Here is a 26309-nt window from a genome sequence, read left to right as displayed (position 1 = left end):
TAAATTATTTGCTGATAGTTTGATATTCTTTTTTCTCTAATACTTTTTTGTACTCTTTCGGGAATACTTTTATAAACCTGGTTGATGCCTCATTCCAGTTTTTAACAATGTGTTGAGCCAGCTTGCTTTTGGTTAAGCTTACGTGCTTACGCAACAGGGTCAGAATTTCTTCCTCGTCCTGCGCAGTAAGCGGGTCAAGGTCAACCATTTCTTTGTTGCAGTTTTCGTCAAAGTTTCCGTCAACGTCATATACCCAGGCTATACCGCCGCTCATACCAGCCGCAAAGTTACGGCCCGTTTTTCCGAGGATAAGCGCACGGCCACCGGTCATATATTCACAACCATGATCGCCAATACCCTCAACTACTGTAGTTGCGCCCGAGTTACGAACTGCGAAACGCTCGCCGGCCATACCATTGATGTACAACTCACCTGAAGTAGCGCCGTAAAGCGCCACGTTGCCAATGATGATGTTATCTTCAGCTACAAATTGCGCTTCGGCAGCCGGGTAAACAGCCAACTGCGCACCAGATAAGCCCTTACCTACGTAGTCATTGGCTTCGCCTTCCAGTTCGAACGAAATACCTTTGGCAGCAAAAGCACCAAAACTTTGTCCGGCAGAGCCTTTGAATTTGTAATTGATGGTATTATCAGGTAATCCTGCAGAGCCGTATATCTTTGATATTTCGTTTGATAACAGGGCGCCAATGGTACGGTCTGTATTAATCACATCGTAGCTACCAAATACCGGTGTTTTATCAGCCAATGCAGGTTTTGCATCCTCCCATAATTTCCAGTCGATGATATTGGCCATACCGTGGTCTTGCGACTCGCTGTTATATAGCGTCATATCTTTAGCATTATTTACCGGGTGCAGAATACCGGAAAGATCAACTTTCTTGGCTTTCCAGCTCTTAATTCCGTCTTTTACTTTCAGGAACTGAACGCGGCCCACCATTTCATTAATGGTACGGAAGCCTAACTCAGCCATGATCTCGCGTAACTCTTCAGCCAGGAATCTGAACAGGTTAACAATATGCTCAGGTTTACCAGAAAATAATTTTCTTAATTCAGGATCCTGAGTAGCTACACCTACAGGGCAGGTATTTAGGTGACACTTACGCATCATGATACAACCGCCTGCAACCAGGGCTGCAGTAGCCACGCCCCACTCTTCGGCGCCCATCAGGGCAGCGATAGCCAGGTCGCGACCGGTTTTTAACTGACCGTCGGCTTGTAATACCACGCGGCTGCGTAGTTTATTGCGTACCAATGTCTGGTGTGCTTCGGCCAGGCCAAGCTCCCAGGGTAAGCCTGCATGTTTAATTGAGCTTATTGGCGATGCACCTGTACCACCGTCATAACCTGCAATCAGGATCACGTCGGCATGTGCCTTGGCAACACCCGCGGCAATAGTACCTACACCCGCTTTTGATACCAACTTAACGTTGATACGTGCCTGGCGGTTGGCATTTTTTAAGTCAAATATCAGCTGAGCCAAATCCTCGATCGAATAAATATCGTGGTGCGGCGGCGGAGAGATCAAACCTACACCCGGTGTAGAGTGGCGGGTTTTTGCAATCCAGTCGTCAACTTTGTGACCTGGTAGCTGACCACCTTCGCCCGGTTTTGCACCTTGTGCCATTTTAATTTGTAACTCGTCGGCATTGGTCAGGTAGTTTGAGGTTACCCCAAAACGGCCTGATGCTACTTGTTTGATAGACGAACGCATTGAATCGCCGTTTGGCAACGGTGTATAACGCATTTCGTCTTCACCACCCTCGCCGGTATTGCTACGGCCGCCAATGCGGTTCATAGCGATAGCTAAAGTACTGTGTGCCTCATGCGAGATCGAACCGAATGACATAGCACCGGTAGCAAAACGCTTCATGATCTCTTCAGCAGGTTCAACCTGGTCGATAGAAATGGCCTCACGGTGGTGAGCAAAATCTAATAAGCCACGGATGGTATAATGTTTCTCGCTTTGCTCATTAATAGCTTTAGCGTAGTTTTTATAAACGTTGTAATCGTTGCTACGGGTAGCGTGCTGTAACAAGTGAACGGTGGTTGGGTTGAACAAGTGCTCTTCGCCACGGCGTTTCCACTGGTAAATACCTCCTTCAGGCAATAAACGGCTCTCGCTTTTTGAGCCGAAGCCAATTTTGTGTTTGCATAAAGCTTCGCGGGCAATCTCGTCTAAGCCTAAACCGCCTATACGGGTTACCGCACCGCAGAAGTATTTATCAACCACGGCTTTGTTCAAACCTAAGATCTCGAATACCTGCGAACCATGGTATGACTGTAATGTTGAGATACCCATTTTTGAGAAGATCTTCAACAAACCATCATTTACTGATTTTACATAGTTCTTTAACAGGTATTTTTTGTCGAGCGTAGTATCTAACGCACCGCCGTCTTTTAAGGTCTCAATAGTAGCCTGAGCCATATATGGGTTAATGGCTGTAGCACCGAATGCCAACAAACAAGCAAAGTGGTGCACTTCCCAAACGTCGCCAGCTTCAGCTACAATACCTACCGCGCCACGCAGGCCTTTTTTAATCAGATGGTGATGTACTGCAGATACCGCTAACAATGATGGAATCGGTGCGTGCTCCGAATCCAATGCCCGATCAGACAGGATCAATACCTCAAAACCGTCGGCAACAGCGTCTTCAGCATAGCGACATATACGCTCAATACCTTTTTGTAATGAACCCGGGTTACCGTCGGCATTAAAATAGGTCTGTAATGTTTTAGCATGAAATGCGCCAGTATCAATACTACGCAGTTTTTCTAACTGATGATTTTTAAGAATAGGGTGTTTCAAAGTCACACAGTGACAGTGCATTTTATCCTCGTCCAACAAGTTACCGTTATTACCAATGAAGGTAGCCAGGCTCATCACCATACGCTCACGAATCGGGTCGATTGGCGGATTGGTAACCTGGGCAAAAAATTGCTTAAAGTAGCTTGATAAGTGTTGTGGTTTGTCTGACAAAATAGCCAGAGGCACGTCAGTACCCATTGACCCGATTGGTTCTTTACCATCTAAAGCCATTGGCTTAATGATGGTATCGATATCCTCGCGGGTATAGCCAAATACCTGCTGGTAACGGAAAACAGAATCAGGGCTCAGGTTTGCAAAAGCTAAACGCGGCTCCTGCAGGTCTTCCAGTTTTATTTTGTAGTTCTCCAACCAACGGTCATAAGGCTGGCGGGAAGCTACTTGTTGTTTAATTTCTTCGTCGGTAATAATGACACCATGCTCGGTATCAATCAACAACATTTTGCCCGGCTGCAAGCGGCCTTTGCTCACAACAGTCGATTCGTCGATCTTAAGCACACCTGTCTCAGATGCAGCGATAACACGACCGTCATTGGTAATAGTATAACGCAATGGACGCAAACCGTTTCTGTCTAATACCGCACCTACCAATTTACCATCGGTAAAGCTAACCGCGGCAGGGCCATCCCATGGCTCCATTAAAGTAGCGTGGAACTCGTAAAATGCTTTTTTAACCGGGTCCATTTGCTCGTTGCCGTCCCATGCTTCAGGGATCAGCATCATCATTACGTGTGGTAATGAACGGCCGGTGTGTTGTAATATCTCAATGATGTTATCCAAACAAGCAGAGTCAGACTGGTTGTTATCAACAACCGGCAACAACATTTCCATCTCTTCGGCAGTGAAGTATGATGAAGCGTATGATTTCAAACCCGAGTAGAACCAGTTCAGGTTACCGGTCAGGGTATTGATCTCACCATTGTGCGCTATCATGCGGAAAGGCTGAGCCAATTTCCATGAAGGGAAAGTATTGGTTGAGAAACGTGAGTGAATAACCGCCATACCAGAAGCCATACGCGGATCATTCAGATCAGCATAATACTGACGTACCTGGAATGTAGTTAACTGACCTTTATAGATAATGGTTTTGCATGAAAACGATGGAAAATAAAAATCGTTACGCGCACCCGGAATAGTTTCGGTAATGGTTTTATTAATATATCTTCTTAAAACGTAAAGTTTACGTTCAAAATCTTCATCATTAGTAATATAGTGCGGGCGTGCAACAAATACTTGTTCAACATCCGGTTCGGCGCTACGTGCCGTTTCACCAATTACTGTATTGTCAACCGTTAGCTTACGATAACCTAATTTTTGTAAGCCAAGCTTTTCTATGGCATTATCAATGGCCATGCGGCAAGCTTTCTTTAACGGAGACTCTTTAGGCAGGAATATCATACCCACACCATACTCTCCCGGCTCAGGCAGGCTAATCTCCAGGTTGGAGCATTCTTCCATAAAAAACTCGTGCGGTATCTGAATCAAGATACCTGCGCCGTCACCCGAATCGGGGTCGCAACCGCAGGCGCCGCGGTGCTCCATGTTCTCTAACATGGTTAAGGCATCATCAATTATCTGGTAGGTTTTATGACCATCAATATTGGTTATAAAACCTGTTCCGCAAGAGTCATGTTCAAATTCCGGCCTGTAAAGACCCTGTCGTGTGCTTTCGTTCTGATCCATCGCTATACAAACGGGTTTATAAAATGTTGTAACCACGAAATTACAAAATCAAAAGTTTTTTTGCGATATAATTATAAATTTTTGGGATTATAGTAAAAAGTGACAGTTAATTCGTATATTAATTTTCAATTTAATAAAAAACAAAGGTTTTCTATTAAATTTTATCAAAATGAATGACCTAAATCATATACAATTAAAATAACTAATCAATGTGTAAACACACGAAATTCAATTTCATCTAATGAATTTAACCAGAATGTAATTACGTACCTGTTATTTTTTACACTATTTTATTTTGAGTTGTTCTAAATTGTATCCTTTTGGATAAGCTGATAACCTCCGAATTGCTTTGAATTTATACATGATTATTATGTCATTATTAACCGGGCTGTTAATAAGATATAAGTGTAAAAACTACACATACAGCACAACCTTCAAAACAAAAGCGTTAAATTTTGATTTTGTAACTTAGCGCGAAATTTAAAATTGATGTCTGCAAAAAATAAAGCTGTTTTTTTAGATCGCGATGGCGTATTAAATCGCGAGATGGGTGATTATGTGCGCCGTATAGAAGATTTTTTCATTCTGGATAACTTTGAGGCCTTAAAGACTTTACAAGACAAAGGATATCTGCTACTGGTAGCAACCAATCAAGGCGGTTTAGCTAAGGGCTGGTATACCGAAGAAGAGCTGGGCAAAATGCACAAAATGCTGAAAGAAACTTACCATGAGCACGGTGTGGAGATAACAGACTTTTTTTACTGTCCGCATCACCCAAACTTTACCGGCGACTGCGATTGCCGTAAACCAAAACCGGGCTTGTTATTACAAGGCATTGAAAAATATAATCTTGATCCGGCAAAATCATATTTTATTGGCGATCGTGAGCGGGATGTTGAGGCAGGCACAGCCGCAGGTGTTAAAGGTATTTTGATTGATAGTGACCAGCCGATTAGTACGGTGTTGAATTTGATTGATTAAGAATATACAACCAAGTTTGTCATTTCGAACGCAGTGAGAAATCTTATAGAAGCGACAAAAGCGAGGCGTACAAGATTTCTCGCTATGCTCGAAATGACATAATAGTTTATAAGAGAACATGCAAGCAAACCGCTTTCTTAAACATCTGGACACCATTATAGCCGCCGTCATTGGCTTTTATGCAATACATTTGTTTACCAGTTACAGTGGTGTGGGTATCTCTCCAGATTCAATCATGTATGCCAGCACGGCCACTAACATACAGGCACACTGGTCGCTCATGACTTTTAATGAGACGCCGCTGGTTTTCTTCCCTGTGTTTTATCCTGCCTTTTTGGCGCTGATACAGTTTATTACCAGGGTTGATCCGTTCACTGCCGGTAGTGTTATTAATTCGTGTCTGTTTGCTGCGGTTATATTAATTACCGGCTGGATGCTGGCTAAATTCATCACGCATTCCCGCATCTATAAAATACTGATTCTTATAGCCATTATATTAAGCCCTGCCCTACTGCAGATCTACAGTTTTTTATGGTCAGAGACGCTGTTTATTTTACTGGTGATGTTGTTTATTTTAAACTACCATCATTATCTGCAAAAACAAACAACCGGCAGGTTACTTATCATTGCGCTGGTTGCGGCCTTAGCTTGTATTACCCGTTATGCCGGCATTACTTTAATAGGCACCGGCGCGCTGATGTTATTATTAGATGCCAAACTATCGAAACAAAAAAAGATCAAGCATATTCTTTTATTTTGTTTTCTGTCGATATCGTTATTGGCCGCTAACTTAATTTATAATAGAGTACATGCCGGACTTAGCACCGGTACCCGTGAGCCGTCGATCACCCCGTTGGGTGAGAATATGTACTATGTAGGCACGGTGCTGAATGACTGGGGCGCCTTAGGCAATTTTGCTGATCATTACGCCATACCGATAACTGCATTCGTAATTATTGCGTTGATCGGTATTTTGGTATTTAAGGCCATTAAAGGGCAGATTAACAGTTATGAGAACATCATTATAGCGTATACTGTAATTTACGGTTTGTTCATCATCCTCATCGCAACTTTCTCCCGCTTTGAGCAATTGAACAGCCGTTTGCTATCGCCTATGTTTATACCATTAGTAATATCATGCACCAGTTGGGTGCCCGATGTGTTGCAAAAGGTAAAAGGGAAACCCAAATATGCGCTATCAACTGTAGCTATCGTGGCGATGCTTGCTTTTGAATATTTCACTTACAAGATAGATTACCAGCGGTATGATGATGAGATGGACTACGGCGTACCGGGTTACTCTGACGATAGCTGGAACACGTCCGAATTTATCAAATATCTGCGCGCGCATAAAAGCCAGTTCAAAGCCGGCGTACCTGTTTACAGTAATGCTAATGAGGCGGTTTATTTCTTTACCGGTATGCCTGCCAAATTGGTGCCTCACCACTACTTCAAAAAACCTATCGAAGATTTCTTCAACGAGAAACACTATTATTATATATGGTTCAAGGTGTTTGACAATAATACCGAGCTACTAAATATTAATGACATCCAGAAAGTTGAGAAGCTGAATTTACTGTATAAATTCCCTGATGGAGCGGTTTATGAGTATAATGGCGAAAAGGTAAATCTGTAAGCAAAAAAGGCCAAGGTTTGACTAATTATTTTGATTTAACGAACAACTTTTTATATTTGCAGCGCTTATCTATAGTTTTACTATATAATAAAAATGGGAGCAGCTAACTTACATCATCGTCATTTACATCATCACCTTTTGGTGATGAATAGATAATGTATGTTTCTACGCGAAATAACAACCCCGGTTTATAATTTTTATTATAGTTTCTTAAACAAAACTCTTTGTGAAAACACTTAAAATAGCGATCCAGAAATCGGGTCGACTCAACGAAAAGTCCGTTGAATTATTAAAAAATTGCGGCCTTAATTTTGAAAATTACAAAAGCTCACTGATATCTCCGGTATCAAATTTCCCTTTAGAGATCCTTTTTCTGCGCGACGACGACATCCCTGAATATGTGCAAGACGGTATCGCTGATTTAGGCATAGTAGGCGAAAACGTGATCGAGGAGACCGAAGTTACCGTTAGCTACCTGCAACGTTTAGGCTTTGGCAAATGCTCATTAAAAATTGCTATTACCAATAACAGCGATATCAAAGAACTGACCGATCTTGAAGGCCGGTCAATAGCTACTACCTACCCGGTTATCCTGGGTAAATTCCTGCAAAAGCAAAATATTCATGCTGATATCCGCACCATTTCCGGTTCGGTTGAGATATCGCCGGGCCTGGGCCTGAGCGATGCTATATGCGACTTGGTTTCAACCGGTGGCACACTTAAAAGCAACGGGCTAAAACCTTTTGCTGACGTAATGGCATCAGAGGCCATCCTGATCGGTTCAAAAGGCAGTGAGCACAACGAAATGGTACAGGAATTGATGCAACGTATACAATCGGTTTTGCGTGCTAAGGAGACCAAATACGTGGTGTTAAACGTTGAGAAAGCTAACCTTTCAAACGTACTTGCGCTTTTGCCGGGTGTTAAAAGCCCATCAGTACTGCCACTGGCCGAAGAAGGTTGGGTTGCAGTACATACGGTAATCCCGGAGCGCGACTTTTGGGACCGTATAAGTCAGCTGAAACAAGCAGGCGCACAAGGCATTGTAGTAATGCCGATTGAAAAGATAATATTATAGGCCAGCCCCATCCAAACCCTCCCCGGAAGGGAGGGCTTAAAGGAGTTGGTAAATCTAAAATCCAAAGTCTTCCCCCACCGGAGGAGATTTAGAGGGGGCTTATGAAAGTTTACAATTATTCAGATCTTGATAAAGATTCAATAGCCAAACTGGTTCAGCGCAACGTTGACCCGGCTAACGAGATACGTACCATAGTTGAAGAAGTGCTTGGCAACGTGCAACAGCACGGCGACCGCGCCTTATATGACTATGCCGGTAAATTTGATAAAGTAGCGCTTGATAAGCTATTTCTGGACAAAACTGAGCTTGAAGAAATTGCTTCGGCAATTACCGCCGATCAAAAAATTGCCCTGGATATAGCTTATGCTAACATTTACAAGTTTCACCAATCCCAAATAAAAGCTGAGGATAAGGTACACACCATGCCAGGCGTTACCTGTTGGCGCGAATTACGCCCCATTGAAAAAGTAGGGCTGTACATTCCCGGCGGTACTGCGGTTTTACCAAGCACTTTCCTGATGCTGGGTATCCCGGCGCGTATTGCGGGCTGCCATGAAATTGTGGTGTGCTCCCCGCCGCAAAAAAATGGTAAAGTGAATGCCTTTATCGCTTATGTGGCTTTAGTTTTGGGTATTGATAAAATTTATACTGTAGGCGGAGCGCAAGCTATAGCTGCTATGGCTTACGGTACGCAAACCATCAGCAAGGTTGATAAAATTTTTGGGCCGGGTAACCAGTTTGTAACCAAGGCTAAAACCATTATCCAGTCGACCACTACAACGGCTATTGATATGCCTGCCGGACCGTCAGAAGTATTGGTGATTGCCGATGAAACATCGCGCCCTGAATTTATTGCTGCCGATTTGCTGGCTCAGGCTGAACATGGTATTGATAGCCAATCCATATTGGTGACCACCTCAGCGCGCATTGCTGAAAAAGCTTTGGTCGAAGTGGAAAAACAAACGGAGGTTTTGCCGCGTGCAGAAATTGTTCGCCAGGCATTGGATAATTCTTATGTAGTTGTTACCAAATCTATTTACGAGGCGATGGAGTTTAGCAATGCTTATGCACCTGAGCACTTGATCTTAGCGGTAAAAGATTGGGAGCACATTGCACCTGAGATCATTAACGCGGGTTCAGTTTTCCTGGGAAATTTAACTCCAGAGAGTGCCGGCGATTATGCTTCGGGCACTAATCATACTTTGCCAACAAGCTCTTATTCAAGGGCGTATTCAGGTGTTTCTGTTGATTCATTTGTAAAGAAGGTAACTTTTCAGTTTATCACTCCTGAAGGCATTAAAAATATTGGGCCGCACGTAGAGATATTAGCCGAACTGGAAGGCTTGCATGCACATAAAAATGCGGTTAGCGTGAGATTAAAGGGATAGATCCAGACACTGTGCCGAGCGAGCCCGAGCTGTCATGCTGAGGCTCTCGAAGCATGCGGGGTGGCCCAACGCTCATCCTTCGACGAGCTCAGGATAACACCCCTGATTTAAATTTTATTACAATGTTCAACATCAACAATATACTCAGAGACAATATAAAAAACCTTACCCCCTACTCGTCCGCACGCGACGAGTTTAAAGGCGAGGCCAGTGTATATCTGGACGCTAACGAGAACGCGTTTGGCTCGCCGCTGGAAGATCAATACAACCGTTACCCCGACCCAATGCAGTACGCTCTGAAAATGCGTTTAAGCGCTATTAAAGGTGTGCCGGGCCGCAATATATTTTTAGGCAACGGTAGTGATGAAGCTATCGACGTGCTATTCCGCAGCTTTTGTAACCCTGGCGTTGATAACGTGATCCTGGTGCCGCCAACTTATGGCATGTATGAGGTATCTGCCAATATTAATGATATCCAGATAAAAAAAGTATCGCTAACTGGTGATTATCAACTAAATCTGGAGGGCATTTCAGCAGCTATTGACGAACACACTAAGATGATCTTTATCTGCTCGCCAAACAACCCCACCGGCAACTCTATCAACCGTGATGATATAGAAACCTTACTGGCCAACTTTGATGGCTTAGTGGTAGTTGATGAAGCGTATATTAACTTCAGCCGGCAGAAAACTTTCATACAGGAGTTAACCGAATATTCAAACCTTGTAGTATTGCAGACCTTGTCAAAAGCCTGGGGGCTTGCAGGTTTGCGTATCGGCATGGCTTTCGCCAGCGAAGAGATCATCGAGGTTATGAATAAGGTGAAACCGCCGTACAACATCAACCAGGCATCGCAGGAACTGGCTTTGAAAGCTTTGGAAAACGTAGAGCAGGTTAATGCCTGGATTAAAGAAACCCTGGAGCAGCGTGATAAGTTAGTTTTAGCCTTAAAGAATCTGGACTTCGTGCTGGATATCTACCCGAGCGACGCCAATTTTATCCTAGTTAAAACCACCGACCCAAAGGGCATTTACAACTTTTTGGTTGAGCGTGGCATCATCGTGCGCGATCGTTCAAAAGTTGATCTTTGCGAAGGCAGCCTGCGCATCACGGTAGGTACACCGGCAGAAAATGATATATTGATTAATACCCTAAAGCAATACAAATGAGCAATTTAACCAAACTACTTTTTGTTGACCGCGACGGCACCCTGATCAAGGAGCCTGTTGACGAGCAGATTGACTCATTTGAAAAATTGGAGTTTTATCCGGGCGCTGTTGAGTACCTGTCAAAAATAGCCAAAGAACTGGATTACGAACTGGTGATGATAACTAACCAGGACGGTTTGGGTACCGACTCTTTTCCGGAAGATACCTTCTGGCCGGTTCAGAACTTCATCCTCAAAACATTAGAAAACGAAGGTGTAAAGTTCTCAAATATCATCATCGACCGCACCTTTGCTAAAGATAATGCGCCTACCCGCAAACCCGGCACGGCTTTGTTAACGCAATACCTGAACACTGCGGAATACGACTTAAAAGCTTCCTACACCATCGGCGACCGCCAAAATGATGTCCTGCTGGCCAAAAATTTAGGCGCAAAAAGCATCTGGTTAAACAATCATAGTAATTTGGGCGGTAGCGAGTTTGCTGGCGATGTGGATGTGAAAGGCACCATCGCGCTGGAGACAACCGACTGGGCCAAGATCTACGAGTTTTTAAAATACGGCGAGCGTGTATTTGAAGGCAAACGCGTTACCAAAGAAACCGACATATATGTTAAAATAAACCTGGATGGCACCGGCGAAGCTAAAATTTCAACCGGTCTGCATTTTTTTGACCACATGCTTGACCAGATTGCACGTCACGGTAGCATCGATTTAGAAATTACCACTAAAGGCGACCTGCACATCGACGAGCACCATACCATTGAAGATACCGGCATTGCATTGGGCGAGGTATTTGCTGCCGCCCTGGGCAATAAAAAAGGCATTGAGCGTTATGGTTTTTGCCTGCCTATGGACGACTGCCTGGCGCAGGTAGCCATTGATTTTGGCGGACGCAACTGGTTGGTTTGGGACGCGGAATTTAAACGTGAAAAAGTTGGCGATGTACCAACTGAAATGTTTTACCATTTCTTCAAATCATTCAGCGACGCAGCGAAAGCTAACCTGAATATTAAGGCTGAGGGACAGAACGAGCATCATAAAATTGAGGCTATATTTAAGGCTTTTGCTAAGGCGATAAAGGTAGCTGTGAAGCGCGATGTAAATAAGATGGTGTTGCCATCAACAAAAGGACTTTTATAATAGAGCCAGGAAACAAGAACCAAGAGGCAAGATTAATTTCGCCTTATCTTGGTTCTTGTTTCCTGACTCTTGATTCTATTAAAAATGATAGGAATTATACGCTACGGCGCCGGCAATATTTTCTCATTAACCGCGGCTTTAGACCGCCTGGGTATTGAATATGGCATGGTATATACTGAAGCCGATATGGCACAGTATGACCGTTTTATTATTCCCGGGGTGGGCCATGCGGGTGCCGCGATGGATAAGCTAACGGCATCAGGCCTGGTGCCTGCCATTAAAGCACAAAATAAGCCTACTTTAGGTATTTGCGTGGGTATGCAGTTGCTCACTTCATATTCAGAAGAAGGTGACTCTGATTTACTGGGCATCTTCCCTATCAAAACATTAAAGTTTACCGCCGACCCGGAGCACAAAGTACCGCATACCGGCTGGAATCGTGTTTTTTCACAAAAGGATAATCCTTTGTTTACAGATATTCCTGAAGGTTCACACTTTTACTTCGTACATTCATACTTTATTGAGTATGATGATGTTTATACTTTAGCTGCAACTGATTACAGCAATAAGTTTTCGGCTTCAATTTGGCACAATAACTTTTTCGGGGTGCAATTTCACCCCGAAAAGTCTGGTAACCACGGCGAAACGTTATTAATGAATTTTTCAAAAATATAAAGACATGTATATTATCCCCGCTATTGATATCCTTGACAAAAAAGTTGTCCGCTTGCGCGAAGGCGACTACCAGCAAGTAACCAACTACGACGTTACGCTGGAAGAAATGATTGAGCGTTACCAGTCAAACGGCACCAACCTTATTCATATCATTGACCTTAACGGCGCAAAAAACGACTTTTCAAACCAGGAGTATTTGTTCGACGTGATCCGCAAAACCGATATGCAGGTGCAGTACGGCGGCGGTATCCGCAGCATTGAGAAAGTTAAGGAGTTGATTGGCGAAGGTGTATCGCGTGTAATAGTGGGAACACAAGCCATCACCAACCCTACTTTTCTTGACGAGCTGAGCAAAGAGATCTGCGGAGCAAATAAATGCGCTGACAATGTAGTTGTTGCTATTGACGTGCTGGACGAGGTGATTAAGTATTCAGGATGGATGGAAAGCTCACCAATTAAGCTAATGGACTATGTTGACCGTTGTTTGTCATTAGGCTTTTTCCGCTTTTTGTGTACAGATATCAACAAAGACGGCAAACTAGGTGGTGCCGGTGTTGACCTGTATGCTAAATTGCTGGATCATTCGCCTTTTATTAAACTAATTGCATCGGGCGGAGTAAGTTCAATGGCCGATATCGAGCAGTTAGCTAAATTAAAAGTTGAATCGGTAGTAGTAGGTAAAGCCATTTACGAAGGCCGCGTTACTATTGAAGAAATTAAGAACTGGAATTTGGAGAGTTTGATGTCGATTTAACCCCCCAGCCCCCTAAAGGGGGAGTAACAAACGCACGATGAAGAAGAAACTGTTTTTAAAAGCAGGGCCTGAAATATTTGCGAACGCAAAAGCATTAAGATTTAATATGACTCCAGCTGAGAACTTGCTTTGGAGTTATTTAAATCTTACAACTGGTGTTAAATTCAGACGACAACATCCATTAGGGAAATATATTGCCGACTTTTATTGTCATAAATTTAAGTTAGTAATAGAATTAGATGGAAATATCCATCAATTACCTGAAGTAATTCAGAACGATTTAGAAAAGCAACACTTTCTCGAAGGTGAAGGTTTAAAAGTATTAAGATTTACAAACGACGAAATATTTGGTCAACTCGATAAAGTTTTGAAACAAATAAATACACATATAAGCTCCCCTTTTAGGGGGCGGGGGGGGTTAAGTAAAAGAATCATCCCCTGCCTGGACGTTAAAGACGGACGTACCGTAAAAGGCGTAAACTTTGTTGACCTGCGTGATGCAGGCGACCCGGTTGAGTTGGCCTGGAACTATTCGCGCCAGGGCGCCGATGAACTGGTATTTCTGGATATTACGGCAACGCACGAGCGCCGCAAAACCATGGTAGAGCTGGTAAAAGCAGTTGCCCGGCAAATCAGCATTCCGTTCACTATAGGGGGCGGCATTAATGAAATAGCTGACGCCGATGCGCTTTTAAATGCCGGTGCAGACAAGATATCTATCAACTCGGCAGCAGTTCGTAACCCGGCTTTGATAGATGAGTTGGCAAAAGCTTTCGGCGTGCAATTTGTAATTGTTGCTGTTGATACACGTGTTAATGATGGTAAAAACATCGTCCACCTGAATGGAGGCCGCATCCCGACAGAAAAAGAAACTTTAGACTGGATTGTGGAAGCAGAAAGCCGGGGAGCCGGGGAGATATTATTAACCTCAATGGATCACGATGGCACCAAAGCCGGTTTTGATAACGGCTTGCTTAAAACGGTTAATGATGCAGTGAAAATCCCGGTGATAGCCTCAGGTGGCGCCGGCTCTGTTGAACATTTTGTGGATGTGTTTGAAAAAACCAATGTCGATGCAGCTTTGGCTGCCTCGGTATTTCATTATGGCGAGATTTTGATTCCTGATCTGAAAGGCATTTTGCAGGATAAAGGGATTGAGGTTAGATTGGATTAAGAAAACTTATTGTCATCTCGAATGATAGCGAGAGAAATCTATACATTGCTTAGAATTGCATGTGTATAGATTTCTCCCTCTGGTCGAAATGACATTCATTTATTGATATGAATATAGACTTTAACAAAACAGATGGCTTAGTGCCGGTGATAATACAGGACGAGCAAACCCTTGAGGTTTTAATGCTGGGCTACATGAACCAGGAAGCTTATGATAAAACCGTCGCGGAAAAAATCGTAACCTTTTATTCACGTTCAAAACAACGCTTATGGACAAAAGGTGAAACCAGCAATAACTTTCTGCATGTTAAATCGATTGCTGTTGACTGTGATAACGATACGATCCTGATCAAAGCAAAACCTGACGGCCCTACCTGTCACACCGGTTCACGTAGCTGCTTTAATACAGAGTACAATCAGAACTTTATTCTTGAACTGGAAAACATCATTGCCGACAGGTACGCTAATCCGGTCGAAGGCTCATACGTTAATAAACTGCGTACCAAAGGTTTGAATAAAATAGCCCAAAAAGTTGGCGAAGAGGGTGTAGAAACGGTAATAGCCGCTCTTGCGGAAACCGAAACCGACCTGATCAATGAAGCTTCAGACCTTGTGTTTCACCTTTTGGTTCTGCTTCGCGAAAAAGGTTTAAGTTTAGAAACCATTGCCAAAAACCTGGAACAAAGACACAAATAAGTTGCTGCGTTTATTTTTTTTTGTAACTTAACTTAACCAAAAAAATAAACCATGAAATACTTATTTCCTATCGCAATCATTGTCATGTTGACAATCGCTGCTTGTTCTCACTCAGATCCGAAAATAGAAAAAGCGCATGAATTGGTAACCCAGGCTGTAAAAGACAGCTTAAAAGACCCTGAAAGCTACGAGAGTGTAAGTTTCAGCGAGCTTTTAAAATTAAAAGACACCGTAAAGGTAATCGACGGTCAGTCATACCCTGAAACTTTTAACGGCGCCTATGAGATAGCGCATACCTATAGGTCTAAAAATGCTTATGGCGGCGTGGTCACCAGGTCAGACGTTTTTCATATAGACAGCGCCATGACCAATGCCAAGGGCGGTTTCCTGGGCCAGCATATAAAATTCAACAAGTAAATTTGACATCCACATAAAACTGGCAAAGCCTTCCGGTATAACCGGAAGGCTTTTATTTTATATTTGCACCGATGATTAACGTACAAAAGGTAACAGAACTAACCGGACACAGCAACCCCATTTTCGCATTAACGCTATCACAAAAACCGGGAATATTATTTTCGGGAGGTAATGACAAAGGCGTGGTTGAATGGAGTTTAAAAACCGACACCTTTATCAAAGTCATGTTTCCGGTGATTTCGTCAGTTTACACAATTCATTGTCCGGAAGGTTATCCACTGATGTTTACCGGCCTGCGTAACGGCGAAGTATTGGTATTTGACTTTATAAAACAGCAATTGTTGCCTGGCCTGCGCCTTCATCGCAAGCCTGTTTTTGACATTAAATCTGTCACCGGAAAAAAAGAGTTACTGGTTGCGTCTGAAGACGGTACAGTATCTATCTGGAGTTTGGATACACTTCAATTGGTGCACACTATCCAGGTTTCGGCAGATACGGTGCGCACTATCAGTATTTCGCCAGACGAAAAACAAGTTGCTTTTGGCTGCCGCGATAACGATATACAGGTATACGATTTAGAAGATTATACACAGCTTGCCACGCTTAAGGGGCACACTATGGCAGTTTTTTCTACCCAGTATTCTCCCGATGGCAGCTACCTTGTTAGCGGATCGCGTGATGCACAGGTAAAAATATGGAACACGGCAACTTTTGAACTAATTCACAACATTCCTGCACACTTGTTTGCCGTAAATCATATCGCCTTCCATCCTACTCAACCCTACTTCGCTACGGCTAGTATGGATAAAACCATTAAGCTTTGGGGATCAGATGACTTTAAATTATACAAAGTCATTAGCCGTGAAAAAGGCTTTGAGACCCATTTCCTCTCGGTAAATAAAATCGTATGGAATGACGGAAAGCTACTGTCAACCAGCGATGATAAGCGGATTATTATTTGGGATGTAACTTTCTAAGCCAAAAAAGCGGAGCTGACTAAAAGATCCGCTTTATAAAGGCAAGGTTGTGGGTGTAGCGGTTTTGCTCTTCAGAGTAAATACCTTTTTCATCAATCAAATCAATTTTAACCTTTCCTGAAGCGTGGATAATATGTTCGCGGTTAAGCAGCATACCTACGTGAGTAATTTTATCGTTTTCGTTTTTAAAGAACGCCAGGTCGCCTATCAGCGCAGACGATATGGACTCGACCACGGTACCTTGTTCAGCCTGCATACTGGCATCGCGTTTAAGTTGAAAACCTTTAAGCTTAAACACCAGTTGTGTAAAGCCTGAACAGTCAATGCCGAAATGCGTTCGCCCCCCCCAAAGGTAAGGCGAGTTTAAAAACGATTTAGCCACAAGGTCTATACTTTCATTTTGCCCTATCTGGCCTATAATCTCAAATTTCTCCTTTTCAAGGTAGCAGGTAGTGCCATTTAAAAATGATAATGAACTACCGGCAGGCAGATATATTACACTGTTGTCGCGTATTTTCCAGGCCTGTGTTATAGCTTTATAAGTAACTTTAGGCGGGTTCTGCAATAAATGCTGATAGTTTAAATGCCCCAGCATTGTAAATTGTAAACGACTGATCCAACCGGTATAATTATCGGCAGCGGTAATTACCTGTGCCCATCCTTCTTTCCACTCTAAAATTTCAAATGCTTCGCCAAATAAAACTTGCGACACCTGTTCGCTACGCTCGTTAGGTTCGGCGCGCATAGGTATAACAGCCAAATTGCAAATTCCGTATTCCATTAGTATAGGTTTTATGAGCCTGCTTGTACGCAAAGTTTATTTAAATGTTTCATAAATAAAACGGGGAACACATTATTCATGCATTCCCCGTTATCAGCAAATTGCCAATCAAAATATTATTCGTTCATGTGCAACCAGTCTTTTTTGGCTAACAGCTCTTCGCGTGTTTCACGTACGTTCTCGTCATCTACACAGCAGTCAACCGGGCAAACAGCAGCACACTGCGGTTCGTCATGAAAGCCAACACACTCGGTACACTTATCAGGTACAATGTAATAGATATCGTCTGACAGGGCAGCTTGTGTTTCTTCGGCATTCAGGGTAACGCCATCGCCAAAGTCAATAACACCACGTAAGCCTGTACCGTCAGAAAAACGCCAGGCAGCACCTGCATCATAAATAGCATTATTCGGGCATTCTGGTTCGCAGGCCCCGCAGTTAATGCATTCGTCGGTGATTATAATCGCCATATTTTTAAATAATTCTTATATTCTCAATTACCTTTGTCTCACAAAAAGTGTGCAAATATAACAAAAAAAGAAATTGAGAGTTTGATTACTTACCATATATATGTCAAAAATCAAAATAACTGAACTAATTAATTCCCTAGCCCGGCTTGGCGGTCAATTAGAGAACCCTGATAACGAGCTGCGTCAATTAATAGAAACCGAACATAGATACAACCCATGGTTTACCCCACAAAATGTGGAACATGCTATTAAGTCTATCGGCAAAAGTTTAAATGAAGCTGATTTAACTGCCTGGCTTAATCAATACGACCTGAACAAAAGTATATCGTCAAAAAAAATCGGACTGATACTGGCGGGCAATATCCCGCTGGTTGGTTTTCATGATGTGTTGTGTGTTTTAGTGACCGGGAACGAAGCCTTGATCAAAGCGTCGTCACAAGATGCCAGATTAATTAAAGCGGTATTAAACAAACTAACAGACATTGATAAACGCTTTGCCGGCCAATTTAAATTCGTGGAACGATTGGTTGATTTTGACGCCGTGATAGCCACGGGTAGTAACAATACCTCACGCTATTTTGACTATTACTTTGGCAAAGTGCCAAATATCATCCGTAAAAACCGTAGCAGTATAGCCGTATTAACCGGTGATGAAAGCAGTGAAGAGTTATATCAATTAGGCCATGACATTTTCGATTATTTTGGTTTAGGATGCCGTAACGTGTCGAAGTTATTGTTCCCCAGAGACTATAATATTTCGACGTTCTTCGAAGCTATCGAACCTTATAACGACATCATCAATCATAACAAATACAACAACAACTACGGTTATAACAAATCAATTTACCTTGTAGGCCGGGAGCAACATCTGGACAACGGCTTTTTATTACTGAAAGAAAATGATGCACTGACGTCTCCGCTGGCTGTGGTATTTTACAACTATTATGATAGCCTTGAGGACGTTGAAAAATTACTGTCTGCCGAAAACGAAAATATACAATGCGTTGTTAGTAAGGCGCCTTTAAACATCAAAAACCAGGTGGTTAATTTGGGCCAGAGCCAGCAACCTAAACTTTGGGATTATGCCGACGGCGTAGATACGATGAAGTTCCTTACTGAGCTAAAAGCATAAAGACCAGAGCAGAAAGCTTATTTTGGAAATTATAAACGTTTAAATTCAAAAATAGATAAATTTGACCGATGAAGCTTTGAGCTTTTTGCTTTCAGCTTTAAGCTTTAAACATGTATATTATAAAAGTGAAAGGCGTTGCCAAAATCCCTGATTACGTGCAGCTACGGGACGACCAGTTTACGCTGCTGGCTTATTTTAGGGTTGACAGGCCCGAGAAGTCGTTAGACAAAGTTGGCCTGGCAGATAAAGCCGAATATATAATGAACGTTATCAGAGACCTGCCGTTTGGACAGATCTTGAAATTAGATATATAACACCATGATAGGAAACTCCATTATTAAACTCAATAATGTTGATGTATTTCAACAAAAACACCTGGTATTGTCGCGCGTAAACCTGCACATTGATAAAGGTGATTTTGTGTGGCTTATTGGCCAAACCGGCTCTGGTAAAAGCAGTTTGCTAAAAGTCATTTATGGCGATTTGCCGGTTAAAGCCGGTACCGGCCACGCTTGTGGCTTTGAGCTGGACAGACTGGCCGATAAAGATATTCCCTTTCTGCGCCGCAAGTTGGGTATTGTGTTTCAGGATTTTCAATTACTAACCGACCGCACCATTGAGCAAAACCTGCAGTTTGTGATGCGTGCTACCGGCTGGACCGACTCAAAACTTATTGCTGAACGCACGTTGGATGTGTTGGAAAAAGTGGGGCTTCGCTCTAAGCTTAAAAAAATGCCTCATGAAATTTCGGGCGGCGAGCAGCAGCGTGTGGTTATTGCCCGTGCTTTGCTTAATGACCCGGAGATTATACTTGCCGATGAGCCCACCGGTAACCTTGACCCCGATACCTCTGAAGAAATTGTGATGCTGCTGAAACAGATCAGCCAGGCGGGGACTGCTGTGGTTATTGCTACACACGATTATCACATCATCCGCACCTTTCCGTCGCGTATTATTAAATGCGAAAACGGTAAGGTTTTGGAGGATGCGCAGATAGCGTGACTGGTATCAAACATCGAACACCGAATTTCGAATAATAACTGATGAAGTAAGCACTTCGGCATCGGACATTCATTATTCGATATTTTAATCACCCTGTCAGTGTCATACCTGCGGGTTTTATGTCATTGTTTCCAGAAAAAAATTATTTCGCTGTCAGCATGTCGCTTTTGCTGTAATGGCAAGGTACTTGATTGGCACTATTAGCTATGAATTTTAACGATATGTTGAAGAAAAAAAAGACCGAATCTCCGGAGAACGCCGAGGAACTGAATAATACTGCTGCCAATGAATCTGCCGATGCGGCAGAAAGTACCGGCATCGACGAAAAAACCGCAGAAGATCTTTTGAAAGAGGAATTGTCATTGGCTAATGATAAATACCTTCGCCTGTACGCCGAGTTTGACAACTTCAGACGCCGCACTATCAAAGAGCGCGAAGATGCCCGTAAAATGGAAGGTCGGGATGTAATTACCGCTTTGCTGCCGGTTTTAGACGACTTTGAGCGCGCCCTTAAAGCTACTGAAAACGCAACTGAAGTTGCACCGGTGCGTGAAGGCGTCGCACTTATTCAAAACAAACTTAAAAACGCGCTTAACCAAAAAGGGTTGCAACCGATGGAGTCTATAGGACAGCCGTTTGATGCCGACCTGCATGAGGCCATTACCAACATACCGGCCCCTACCGAAGATTTGAAGGGTAAGGTAATTGATGAAATGGAAAAGGGATATTATCTGAATGATAAGGTAATACGCTTTGCTAAAGTTATTGTAGGAGCGTAAGCCAAAATGAAGGAATGAGAGAATGAGTGATTGAGTGAATGTGATTTGCACGTTTACTAATCACTCATTTGATATATTAAAACAAGCTATTGAGCGATGAATTGATTGAAGCATTCACTCATTCATTCACTCACTAATTCACTCAATAAAAAAATGTCAAAAAGAGATTACTACGATGTTCTGGGCGTATCAAAAGGTGCAGACGCTGACGAGATCAAGAAAGCCTACCGCAAAATGGCTATTAAATATCACCCCGATAAAAATCAGGGCGATAAAGATGCTGAGGAAAAGTTTAAAGAGGCGGCCGAGGCTTACGAAGTTTTAAGTAATCCTGAAAAACGCCAGCGTTATAACCAATTTGGCCATGCGGCTAATGCACACTCAGCCAATGGCGGCGGCTACGGCGGTGGCGGTATGAATATGGAAGACATATTCAGCCAGTTTGGCGATATTTTTGGCGGTGGCAGTCCGTTTGGTGATTTCTTTGGTGGCGGTGGTGGTCGCCAGGGAGGCGGCCGCAGGGTTGCCCGTGGCAGTAACCTGCGCATCAAAGTAAAACTTACTTTAGAAGAGATTGCCAATGGCACAGAAAAGAAGATAAAAGTAAATAAACAGGTAATTTGTAAAACCTGCGACGGTACAGGAGCGAAAGACAAGTCGTCTTTCCAAACCTGTAAAACCTGCGGTGGCCAAGGTGCGGTCAGACGTGTAACTAATACCATTTTGGGCCAGATGCAAACTACCAGCACCTGCCCTACCTGTAACGGCGAGGGTACCACTATCACTTCAAAATGTAACGTTTGCCATGGCGACGGCGTTGTGCGCGGCGAAGAGACTATCAGCATCAATGTACCTGCTGGTGTAAGCGAAGGCATGCAACTGAGCATGAGCGGTAAAGGTAATGCGGCCCCACGTGGCGGCCTGCCTGGCGATCTGATCATTCTGATCGAGGAGATCCCTCATGAAACGCTGAAACGCGACGGTAACAATGTAATTTACGATCTGCATATTACTTTTATTGACGCAGCTCTAGGCACCAGCGTTGAAGTTCCAACTATTGACGGCAAAGCCAAAATCAAAATTGACCCGGGAACCCAGGGTGGTAAAATTTTGCGCCTGAAAGGCAAAGGGGTGCCAGAGGTTAACTCATACCACCGCGGCGACCAACTGATCCACGTAAATATCTGGACACCGAAAGCGCTGAGCAACGAAGAACGTGCATTGTTAGAGAAACTACAAAACTCGCCTAACTTTAAACCCAACCCCGGCAAGAATGAGAAAAGTTTCTTTGAAAGAATGAAGGAATATTTTGAATAAAAGCTATTTAACGTAAAGCATAAAGCTCAGGATTTAGGATTCTGAGCTTTTTATTTTTTAGGCTGATGCATAATTAGCCTATTAATCAAATCCTGCATTTGCAGATGGTCAAGCTTTTCTATCAGGTATCTCTGCCCCTTGCCCCCATCATTCCAACTATTTTTACCATCAGCAGCTAAAGGTGCCATTTTGCCGGGATGCAGGCCGTAATAAGTTTGATATCCTTTTATAGCGACAAGCACTGCGGTTTCATCCCAGCTCATCCGGCCATTCGCATCGTCAGCAGATTTAGGGATGCATATTCTGAAAACATCTTTTACCGGGCTGTTTTGTATAGATGAGTCACTTATCAGCGGCAAACCAACCTTGATCTTCTCTCCTATTTCAAATCCACTGTAAATAACAGGAATACTTATATGCTGAAATACGTTATCGGCCGATGCGGTGTCTTTGATCACATTAAACTCATATCCGGCAGGAAACTTGCCGGCCATACTTACCAGTTGCTTTACTTTTTGTTGAATTAATTCTTTCCCTGTTAATTTAGAATATTCATCGGCCGGCGAATTTAATAGATCTGAAATATTAGTCAGAAACCCAATAGTTACAATGGTAACACTACCAGCAGGCTGCTTTGACAGTATTTTACGATATAATTTAACTGCATCCCAGGCTTCGGCGTTGGTTTTTATTTTGTGGGGATACTTAGCGATCAGCGTATCGGTCCAGTGTTGACCGTCGCGCATGTTCACAGCATTTGGGCCGGCTACGCCGACGGGTATATCAGGGCGGTTAAAGTAAGTGTTGAAAATATCGAGGACTGAAGCTACCCCCTGGTAACGGTTACTAGCCATTGTAGCTAAAATCTTTGCTTCGCCGGCGTCGGCGAGGGCGTGCAAAATGGTTATGGCACCTACGTCGTCATAATCGGGGCCAATATCACTGTCAAAAATGATGCTTATCGGCTTCGCGTGTTTTTGTGCAAAAGAGTTCATCGCGCAGCAAAATAAAACTAACACTAAAAGCAGTCGGATTTTCATAAGCAGAATGATTGGCTAATAAACATACCAATATTAGTCAATAAATTTTTATTCGCCAGCCAACACATTTAGTAGATAAACCTGTTTATTTGAATGTATTTTACTACGAGAAACACTTAAACTAAACCTATGAGCAAGCGCATTGCTGTAATGGACCTTGGCACCAACACCTTCCATTTGTTAATTGCTGAAGGCAACGCATCCGATTATAAGGCTCTTGTGCATGAGCATGATTCAGTTAAACTGGGTGAAGGCGGGATTAACAAGGGCATTATTGAACGAGCACCCTATGAAAGGGGTATTGCAACTATGCAAAAGTTTCGCAACCGGATTGATAAGTTTGAAGTTAAGGATGTAAAGGCCATTGCTACATCTGCCCTTCGAAATGCCGCAAACGGACGCCAATTTATTGACGAAGTAGCCCATAAAACAGGCATTAATATCGAGCTTATAGACGGCGAGCAGGAAGCCGACTATATTTACAGAGGGGTTAAACTGGCTGGGGGCATGTCTGGCCAAACTACATTGATCATGGATATTGGTGGCGGCAGCGTCGAATTTATTTTAGGCAATGAGCACGCCATACTTTGGAAAAAAAGCTTTGAAATTGGCGCCGCACGCCTGATGGACAAATTTCATCGTACCGACCCAATTTCTGAAGATTCTATCCACTCGCTCAATTCATATCTTGAAGAACACTTAACTGCACTCATCGGTGTGGCGGCAAAGTATCCTATAAACGCGCTAATAGGATCATCAGGAGCATTTGAAACTTTTGCTGAATTGCTTGAGCGTGACAAAGGGAAACGCTTTGACCTCAGTATCAAAAATTATGACTTTAAGCTGGATGACTTAATCAAAGTCACCGAAAATCTCATTGCCTCCACGCATGAGCAACGAAAAGCTAACACGGGTATCATTCCGGTACGGGTGGATATGATTGTAGTAGCATCGTTAATTACCCGCTTTATTATTAATCGATTGGGGATCCATAACGTCTGTATGTCAACATACTCGTTAAAAGAAGGGGTTTTAGCGGAGATGATGGACTAAATCAAACCGCTAACCGAAATAAAATTTGGTTTGACGTAGGCTACGGCGGAAAGCAGGAAGGTATTTTTTGTATATTGCTATCCTTAACTGACACACATGAAACTTAAATTTTTGCTGGCGGGCGGTCTTATTTTGTTCGTTAGTACATCGCAAGCGCAAAGGAGATTCCGCAAAAGTGACGACGTTGAATCAAACTATGTTCCTTCTAACTTATTCTCACCTGCCTTTCATACGGAAAAAGGCAACGAGTTTCATGCGGTAAACGGCGATCCCGGACCAAAATACTGGCAAAACCATGTGGACTATGTCATTAATGCCAATATTGATACGGCTAGTAAAACGCTCTCTGCAACTGAAAGCATCACTTACACCAATAACAGTCCGGATAACCTGCAATACCTTTGGCTGCAGCTTGACCAGAATACATACAAAAAAGACGCTCGTTCAAATTTTGTAACCGGCAATCAGCCAAAGGCAGCAGACCATACCACCGGATATCAGTTAGAAACCGTAAGCATTGTAGTAAACGGCAAACCCGAGGTAGCCAGTTATATAGTGACCGACACCCGTATGCAGATACGCCTCCCTAAAGCTTTACCGGCTCACGGCGGCAAAATTAATCTGGCCATTAAATATCATTATACTATTCCGGGTGCATTTGGCGCACGTACTGATTATACGGATACCAAAAACGGCAAGATCTATGAAATTGCCCAATGGTTCCCACGTATGTGTGTTTATGACGATTCGCAGGGTTGGGACACCCTGCCATTTTTGGGCAGCGGCGAGTTTTACTGTGAATATGGCGATATCGACTATAGCGTAACTGTACCCTGGGATATGATTGTTGCCGGCTCCGGCGAATTGGTTAACCCTGCAGAAGTACTTACCCAAAAACAGCTTGCGCGTTACACAGCGGCTAAGAACAGCGATAAAACGATCATGATCCGCTCGGCTGATGAAGTTACACAGACTTCATCACGCCCGGTAAATAAAGGTGCGCTTACCTGGCATTTCAAAATGGCAAATACCCGCGATGTGGCATTCGGGGCCTCTAAAGCCTTTATGTGGGATGCGGCACGCATTAACCTGCCCGGTGGTAAAAAGTCGCTCTCCATGTCAGTTTACCCCGTTGAGAGCGCCGGTAACGACGCCTGGGGCAGATCAACCGAATACCTTAAGGGCGCTATCGAATACTTTTCGGCTAAATGGTTTGTTTACCCTTATCCCTGTGCAGTAAACGAGGCTGGTATAGCCGGTGGGATGGAATACCCAGGCATTTTGTTTGATGGCATTACTGATAAAACCAAAGACCTGTTTTGGGTAACCGCGCACGAGATTGGCCACAACTGGTTCCCGATGATTGTGGGTAGCAACGAGCGCCGTTATGCCTGGATGGACGAAGGCTTTAACACCTTTATAGACGTTTATGCATCAGATGCCTTTAACAAAGGCGAATATGCACCAAAACGCGATGGCGAGTACGCCCCAGGCGGTGGCAATCCTGCTGATGAGATAGTGCCGGTCATCAGCGACCCGAATGCGCCTACGATAATGACTGCTCCAGATGCTATTTCGGAGAAATATCGCCACCCGATAACTTACTTTAAGCCGGCTTTTGGTTTGATATTGTTGCGTGAGCAAATTTTAGGCAAGGACAGATTTGACTATGCCTTTAAAAACTATATCCGTCAATGGGCCTACAAACACCCACGTCCTGATGATTTTTTCCGCTCTATGGAGAACGGCGCAGGTGAAGATTTGGGATGGTTTTGGCGAGGCTGGTATTACAACAATTACAGTCTCGACCTGGCATTAACCAAAGCTAAGTACGTTAAAGACAGCCCGGCTTACGGCATCGAGGTTACCGTTGTAAACAAAGAGGCTATGGCTATGCCGTTTACTGTTGAAGTTAAGTTGAAGGACGGAACCAAACAACGCATGTACCTGCCGGTTGAAACATGGCTGCAAAACAAGTCGACCACTTTTACTATCAATACAAACAGCGCGGCAGAATCGGTGACTATCGACCCGGATAATGCGCTGCCTGACATGAACAGGAAGAATAATACAGCGAAGGTTGATTAATTTAGAGTGCCCCCGATATGTCATTTCGACGAGGTA

General features: G+C 43.4%; 23 protein-coding genes and 1 pseudogene. 20 read left to right on the top strand and 4 right to left on the bottom strand.

The genetic code is table 11. The features are described from left to right. Window positions 1-4: 4 nt before the first annotated feature. Window positions 5-4528: a glutamate synthase large subunit gene (gene gltB, locus ACFS5N_RS03085; protein WP_377182114.1), complete on the bottom strand. Its 4524-nt coding sequence runs from the start codon at window positions 4526-4528 to the stop codon at window positions 5-7. Between the two features lie 489 nt (window positions 4529-5017). On the opposite strand from gltB, the gene ACFS5N_RS03080 reads away from it, so the two are divergent. The 13 genes and pseudogenes from ACFS5N_RS03080 (at window position 5018) to ACFS5N_RS03020 (ending at window position 16611) form a co-directional block, all read left to right on the top strand. Further along, window positions 5018-5509, top strand: coding sequence for a D-glycero-alpha-D-manno-heptose-1,7-bisphosphate 7-phosphatase (locus tag ACFS5N_RS03080; protein WP_377182112.1), 492 nt, complete (start codon window positions 5018-5020; stop codon window positions 5507-5509). A 118-nt stretch (window positions 5510-5627) separates the two neighbouring features. Beyond that, the gene (locus tag ACFS5N_RS03075; protein WP_377182110.1) at window positions 5628-7145 is read left to right on the top strand and encodes a hypothetical protein; all 1518 of its coding nucleotides are present in this window, start codon (window positions 5628-5630) and stop codon (window positions 7143-7145) included. Between the two features lie 226 nt (window positions 7146-7371). Then, window positions 7372-8223: an ATP phosphoribosyltransferase gene (gene hisG / locus ACFS5N_RS03070; protein ID WP_377182108.1), complete on the top strand. Its 852-nt coding sequence runs from the start codon at window positions 7372-7374 to the stop codon at window positions 8221-8223. Between the two features lie 101 nt (window positions 8224-8324). Beyond that, a complete protein-coding gene (gene hisD / locus ACFS5N_RS03065; RefSeq protein ID WP_377182106.1) occupies window positions 8325-9611 on the top strand; it encodes a histidinol dehydrogenase in 1287 nt (428 codons plus the stop codon). A gap of 122 nt (window positions 9612-9733) precedes the next feature. Continuing rightward, entirely contained in the window at window positions 9734-10780 is a 1047-nt protein-coding gene (gene hisC, locus ACFS5N_RS03060; protein ID WP_377182104.1) for a histidinol-phosphate transaminase, read from the top strand. Further along, window positions 10777-11919: a bifunctional histidinol-phosphatase/imidazoleglycerol-phosphate dehydratase HisB gene (gene hisB / locus ACFS5N_RS03055; protein WP_377182102.1), complete on the top strand. Its 1143-nt coding sequence runs from the start codon at window positions 10777-10779 to the stop codon at window positions 11917-11919. Before hisC ends, hisB begins: the two co-directional genes overlap by 4 nt. Window positions 11920-12003: 84 nt before the next feature. After that, window positions 12004-12594: an imidazole glycerol phosphate synthase subunit HisH gene (hisH, locus tag ACFS5N_RS03050; protein WP_377182100.1), complete on the top strand. Its 591-nt coding sequence runs from the start codon at window positions 12004-12006 to the stop codon at window positions 12592-12594. Window positions 12595-12598: 4 nt separating this feature from the next. Continuing rightward, on the top strand, window positions 12599-13348 hold the full coding sequence (locus tag ACFS5N_RS03045) for a 1-(5-phosphoribosyl)-5-[(5-phosphoribosylamino)methylideneamino]imidazole-4-carboxamide isomerase (protein ID WP_377182098.1): 750 nt from the start codon (window positions 12599-12601) through the stop codon (window positions 13346-13348). A 37-nt stretch (window positions 13349-13385) separates the two neighbouring features. Further along, window positions 13386-13727: pseudogene (locus ACFS5N_RS03040) on the top strand (endonuclease domain-containing protein); the annotation flags it as partial. Between the two features lie 9 nt (window positions 13728-13736). Continuing rightward, window positions 13737-14522 (top strand): imidazole glycerol phosphate synthase subunit HisF, encoded by a 786-nt coding sequence (gene hisF / locus ACFS5N_RS03035; RefSeq protein WP_377183886.1) that lies wholly within the window; start codon window positions 13737-13739, stop codon window positions 14520-14522. A 107-nt stretch (window positions 14523-14629) separates the two neighbouring features. After that, window positions 14630-15217: a bifunctional phosphoribosyl-AMP cyclohydrolase/phosphoribosyl-ATP diphosphatase HisIE gene (hisIE, locus tag ACFS5N_RS03030; RefSeq protein WP_377182096.1), complete on the top strand. Its 588-nt coding sequence runs from the start codon at window positions 14630-14632 to the stop codon at window positions 15215-15217. Window positions 15218-15268: 51 nt separating this feature from the next. Next, on the top strand, window positions 15269-15634 hold the full coding sequence (locus tag ACFS5N_RS03025; protein WP_377182094.1) for a hypothetical protein: 366 nt from the start codon (window positions 15269-15271) through the stop codon (window positions 15632-15634). Window positions 15635-15705: 71 nt separating this feature from the next. Beyond that, window positions 15706-16611, top strand: coding sequence for a WD40 repeat domain-containing protein (locus tag ACFS5N_RS03020; protein ID WP_377182092.1), 906 nt, complete (start codon window positions 15706-15708; stop codon window positions 16609-16611). Window positions 16612-16630: 19 nt separating this feature from the next. Here the strand turns inward: ACFS5N_RS03020 and ACFS5N_RS03015 are convergent, their stop codons facing one another. Further along, window positions 16631-17392: a C40 family peptidase gene (locus ACFS5N_RS03015; RefSeq protein WP_377182090.1), complete on the bottom strand. Its 762-nt coding sequence runs from the start codon at window positions 17390-17392 to the stop codon at window positions 16631-16633. Between the two features lie 116 nt (window positions 17393-17508). Further along, entirely contained in the window at window positions 17509-17862 is a 354-nt protein-coding gene (locus tag ACFS5N_RS03010; RefSeq protein ID WP_100341686.1) for a 4Fe-4S dicluster domain-containing protein, read from the bottom strand. A 100-nt stretch (window positions 17863-17962) separates the two neighbouring features. Here ACFS5N_RS03010 and ACFS5N_RS03005 point away from each other — a divergent pair, with 100 nt between their 5' ends. The 5 genes from ACFS5N_RS03005 to dnaJ all read left to right on the top strand — a co-directional run bounded on the left by ACFS5N_RS03005 (window position 17963) and on the right by dnaJ (window position 22092). Next, window positions 17963-18994: an acyl-CoA reductase gene (locus ACFS5N_RS03005; protein ID WP_377182088.1), complete on the top strand. Its 1032-nt coding sequence runs from the start codon at window positions 17963-17965 to the stop codon at window positions 18992-18994. A gap of 110 nt (window positions 18995-19104) precedes the next feature. Then, complete coding sequence (locus ACFS5N_RS03000) at window positions 19105-19308, top strand: fructose-6-phosphate aldolase (RefSeq protein ID WP_377182086.1); 204 nt, start codon at window positions 19105-19107, stop codon at window positions 19306-19308. A gap of 4 nt (window positions 19309-19312) precedes the next feature. Then, window positions 19313-19996: a cell division ATP-binding protein FtsE gene (locus ACFS5N_RS02995; protein WP_377182084.1), complete on the top strand. Its 684-nt coding sequence runs from the start codon at window positions 19313-19315 to the stop codon at window positions 19994-19996. A 206-nt stretch (window positions 19997-20202) separates the two neighbouring features. Continuing rightward, a complete protein-coding gene (gene grpE / locus ACFS5N_RS02990; protein ID WP_377182082.1) occupies window positions 20203-20775 on the top strand; it encodes a nucleotide exchange factor GrpE in 573 nt (190 codons plus the stop codon). Window positions 20776-20928: 153 nt separating this feature from the next. Continuing rightward, complete coding sequence (gene dnaJ / locus ACFS5N_RS02985) at window positions 20929-22092, top strand: molecular chaperone DnaJ (RefSeq protein ID WP_377182080.1); 1164 nt, start codon at window positions 20929-20931, stop codon at window positions 22090-22092. Between the two features lie 50 nt (window positions 22093-22142). Here dnaJ and ACFS5N_RS02980 read toward each other — a convergent pair whose 3' ends face one another. Then, window positions 22143-23087, bottom strand: coding sequence for a nucleoside hydrolase (locus ACFS5N_RS02980; RefSeq protein ID WP_377182078.1), 945 nt, complete (start codon window positions 23085-23087; stop codon window positions 22143-22145). A 174-nt stretch (window positions 23088-23261) separates the two neighbouring features. Between ACFS5N_RS02980 and ACFS5N_RS02975 the strand changes: the two genes are divergently transcribed. Together ACFS5N_RS02975 and ACFS5N_RS02970 are read left to right on the top strand one after the other, a co-directional pair. Beyond that, window positions 23262-24185, top strand: a complete 924-nt coding sequence (locus tag ACFS5N_RS02975; protein WP_377182076.1) for a Ppx/GppA phosphatase family protein — start codon at window positions 23262-23264, stop codon at window positions 24183-24185. 96 nt (window positions 24186-24281) lie between these two features. Then, window positions 24282-26273, top strand: coding sequence for a M1 family metallopeptidase (locus tag ACFS5N_RS02970; RefSeq protein ID WP_377182074.1), 1992 nt, complete (start codon window positions 24282-24284; stop codon window positions 26271-26273). The last annotated feature ends 36 nt before the right edge of the window (window positions 26274-26309 follow it).

The sequence above is a fragment of the Mucilaginibacter ximonensis genome (genome assembly GCF_042686265.1).
GTDB lineage: Bacteria > Bacteroidota > Bacteroidia > Sphingobacteriales > Sphingobacteriaceae > Mucilaginibacter > Mucilaginibacter ximonensis.
Note: the sequence above shows the minus strand (reverse complement) of the source record. Positions and strands in the feature narration are given on the sequence as shown.